Here is a 3,722-nt window from a genome sequence, read left to right on the forward strand (position 1 = left end):
CGCAATGGACTAAAAACAACTTTACAGCAAAAGCCTTAGATAAAGACCATCATGTAGTCGCAGAAGCTTTAGATCCACAAATTTTAAACTGGCAACAAAGTTTGCAGCTTGCAGCAAATAAAGAAGAGTTAGCGCAAGATCTACTTAAAATGTTAGTTGATAGTTTTCCAACTGAGCTAGATGAAATGCAGCAGCTCATTGAGCTTGAAGACTTCCCTCAACTTGAGCATGTTTTACATCGCCTCTATGGTGCTACTCGCTATGTAGGCGCCCCGAAACTACAACAAGTGACTGGTGACTTTGAGCAATTTATTTCAACGTTGCGTAAAGAACGCCGTATAGCAGATGAAGGCTTCATTGAAGAAGTGATGCAGCGCTTTGATGAACTCGGTCTTGTCGTTAAAGAGGTAGAAAGTGCAGCCCATCAAATTTTGGTGATTCCTGACTAACATTTCTATCAAAGAGGCATGACTGGACTGTCATGTTTCCAAATTACAGCCATGTTATGCTCCGTTCATCTATAAAAAAAGAAGCGGGAATCTCATGGCACTCTTACGTATTGAAAAAAATAATGGCATTGCAACGGTATATTTAAACCGTCCAGACAAACGCAATGCAATGAGTTTTGCCTTATTGAAAGAGTTAGTTTCAACTGCAAAAGCAATTAAAAAGGATAGAGATATTCGCTGTGTTATTTTGACAGGCGAAGGGAATGTGTTTAGTGCTGGAATTGATTTATCCGACCTAAACAATCCGAAAAACTCTGCTTTTGCCATTTGGGAACTTGTAAAACCCGGACAAAGTCTTTTTCAAAAAGCATTTCTGACTTGGCAGAATTTACCTGTCCCAGTTATTGCTGCATTAGAAGGATATTGTTTCGGCGCAGGTATGCAGCTTGCCTTGGCTTCCGACATTCGAATTTCTCATCCAGAAACAAAAATGTCAATTATGGAAAGCCGTTGGGGTTTAGTTCCTGATATGGGACTTAGTCGCTCATTAAAAGGTTTAATTAACGTTGACCTTGCAAAAGAACTCACCTTAACTGCCCGTGTTTTTGACGGAAATTATGCAAAAGAAATCGGTCTTGTGACTCATTTAAGTGACTCGCCTCTAGAGAGAGCACATGAGATTGCAGCTGAAATGTTGCAGCGCTCACCTGATGCCCTCACAGCGGCAAAACGCGTACTAGATGCAATGGAGCATCAACCAGAAAAATCATTGCGTCTAGAAAAAATCTGGCAACTTAAATTATTACTTGGTAAAAATAGCAAACTTGCTCGTAAAAAAGACAAACATCCGGAAGTTAATTTTTTACCACGCCAATATAAATAAAGAGCTTAGATTATGAATTTTGATCGTAATACCCCTATTGCTTTTTTAGGTATGGGGCTTATGGGAAGTCGGATGGCAACCCGCCTTATTCAAGCTGGCTTTCAAGTTGCGGTTTGGAATCGAACCTTCTCTGCATGTGAAGAACTGATTGATATCGGTGCCCAACCTTTAGAACTTTCAAATATTGGTGACTATCCTATTATTTTAATCTGTCTGGCAGATGATAAAGCCGTAGAGGCAGTATTTGAAAAAATTCAACCTAACTTAAAAGCTGAGCAAGTTATTGTGGATTTCTCAAGCTTATCTGTTGCTGCAACAAAAACGCTTGCTCAAGCAGCTGCCACACATAACGTTATTTGGATTGATTCACCTGTATCAGGCGGAACAGCTGGAGCAGAACAAGGCACACTTGTCATTTTTGCAGGCGGTAATGCTCAAACGATTACAGAACTAACGCCTGTTTATAATGTTCTATCTCAACGTGTAACGAGAATGGGCGATACAGGAACTGGCCAAGCCACCAAGATTTGTAATCAACTGATTGTTGCAGCCAACAGCGCCCTTATTGCAGAAGCTGTCGCGCTTGCAGACCGAGCTGGTGTAGATACGACTTTACTCGCTCCAGCTTTAGCAGGCGGATTTGCGGACTCGAAACCCTTTCAAATTCTAACTCCACGTATGGCAACTCATACCTTTGAGCCAGTTCAGTGGAAAGTTCAAACATTATCTAAGGATCTTAATAACGCAGTAACATTGGCTAACAATGTTAATTTAGACATCCCAGTTGCACAAAAAGCTCTATTACAGCTACAAACTCACCAAAAAAATGGCTTTGCTGAGAAAGATTTAGCTACTATGATTCAATTAGTAGAGCAAAAATAAACGGAGTTTGAGTATGGGTCGTCTTGCAGTCAATTTATCCATGATTTTTACCGAAGTTCCTTTAATTGAACGCTTCGCTCTGGCCCATGCACAGGGCTTTGAATATGTAGAAATTCAATTCCCTTATGAATTAACTATTGCAGATATTCAAACTCAACTCGAACGCTATAATCTTAGCCTCTGTCTAATCAATGTGCCGGCCGGTGATCTTATGCAAGGTGGAAACGGTTTAGCAGGCATTCCCGGCCAAGAAATAGCTTTCCATGAAGCATTAGAGTTAGCCATTAGCTATGCCACTGCCTTAAAGGTTCCTCGTGTTAATATTTTAGCTGGCAAACAACCGCTCGATGCTGACTTACTGCCTTGTTTAAAAACCTTAGCAGCTAATTTAAAACTTGCGTGTAACTTACTCAGTGAACACGATATAGAACCCGTTTTTGAAATGATTAACGGTACAGATATGCCCCGCTTTTTAGTACAAAATATTGCGCAGGCACAAGAAATGTTAGAAGCGGTCAACGACCCTACTCTAAAAATGCAATATGACTGCTATCACATGGCAATGATGGGCGAAGACGTTCTTGAGGGTTTACAAGAGAATATTAACTCAATTGGACACATTCAGTTTGCGGACTGTCCGGGCCGACATGAGCCAGATACAGCTGAAATTCCTTATGAACAAATTTTTTCTTGGTTAAAACAAAGTTCTTATCAAAACTATATTGCAGCGGAATATAAGCCTGAAAATACTTCAAATCAGTCATTTACATGGAAGAAAAAGTATTTTTCGGATGATGTAAATATATAAACTGTTACGAGTTTTGTTTGAAATTTAGCGCGAAAACCACTATATTAGATAGTGAGTAATTGTCAGGAAAATATACCCTATATGAATTTAGAACCATCGCCCAGCGTGTCTAATTCTCACGATTTCGCAATGAATACCTCAAATAAAGACGTACAAACTTGTCTCAAAGTCGTCCACGACGCTTTAGTTGATGTAAAAGCAAAAGATATTCTCCAGTTAGATGTTAGCTCAATTAGCAATGTCGCTGATGCTATTGTAATTGCGAGCGGTACTTCTACTCGTCATGTGAAAGCACTTGCAGACAATGTTGCAGAAGAAGCTCGAAAAGCCGGTTTCCGCCCGATTGGCGTTGAAGGTGAACGAGATGCAGAATGGATCTTAATTGATCTCGGCTTTGTTGTAGTACATGTGATGCTACCAACAGCTCGTAAATTCTATGATTTAGAAAGCTTATGGCGTACCGCTCCAGAGTCGGTTGCTTAAAATTTTGCTTTTAAAAAAAGCGGCTCTTTTGAGCCGCTTTTTTATTTACTAAACAAAGATTTTAACCATTTTCAAATATCCCATCATCTTACCCGCCCCCCCACAAATACCAATCATCACTTACAACCAAATTTGACATGACAAATTGTCAGATTTGCAGCACTATATATTTTCTGAAAGTCCTCACCAATAAATAGCATAATCGGAGTACAGAAAG

General features: G+C 39.8%; 5 protein-coding genes. All 5 read left to right on the top strand.

Going from position 1 to position 3,722, the window contains the following annotated elements:
- A partial coding sequence (locus UC75_RS21680; protein ID WP_228137364.1) for an Hpt domain-containing protein occupies positions 1-449 on the top strand: 449 nt, incomplete at its 5' end.
- Positions 450-543: 94 nt separating this feature from the next.
- Entirely contained in the window at positions 544-1,332 is a 789-nt protein-coding gene (locus UC75_RS13200; protein ID WP_049837873.1) for a crotonase/enoyl-CoA hydratase family protein, read from the top strand.
- Positions 1,333-1,344: 12 nt separating this feature from the next.
- The gene (locus tag UC75_RS13205) at positions 1,345-2,214 is read left to right on the top strand and encodes an NAD(P)-dependent oxidoreductase (RefSeq protein ID WP_049837874.1); all 870 of its coding nucleotides are present in this window, start codon (positions 1,345-1,347) and stop codon (positions 2,212-2,214) included.
- A 13-nt stretch (positions 2,215-2,227) separates the two neighbouring features.
- The gene (locus UC75_RS13210; RefSeq protein ID WP_004794584.1) at positions 2,228-3,022 is read left to right on the top strand and encodes a hydroxypyruvate isomerase family protein; all 795 of its coding nucleotides are present in this window, start codon (positions 2,228-2,230) and stop codon (positions 3,020-3,022) included.
- 81 nt (positions 3,023-3,103) lie between these two features.
- The gene (gene rsfS / locus UC75_RS13215) at positions 3,104-3,505 is read left to right on the top strand and encodes a ribosome silencing factor (RefSeq protein ID WP_004794586.1); all 402 of its coding nucleotides are present in this window, start codon (positions 3,104-3,106) and stop codon (positions 3,503-3,505) included.
- The last annotated feature ends 217 nt before the right edge of the window (positions 3,506-3,722 follow it).

Source organism: Acinetobacter sp. V2, from assembly GCF_001188385.1.
Taxonomy (GTDB): Bacteria; Pseudomonadota; Gammaproteobacteria; order Pseudomonadales; family Moraxellaceae; genus Acinetobacter; species Acinetobacter oleivorans.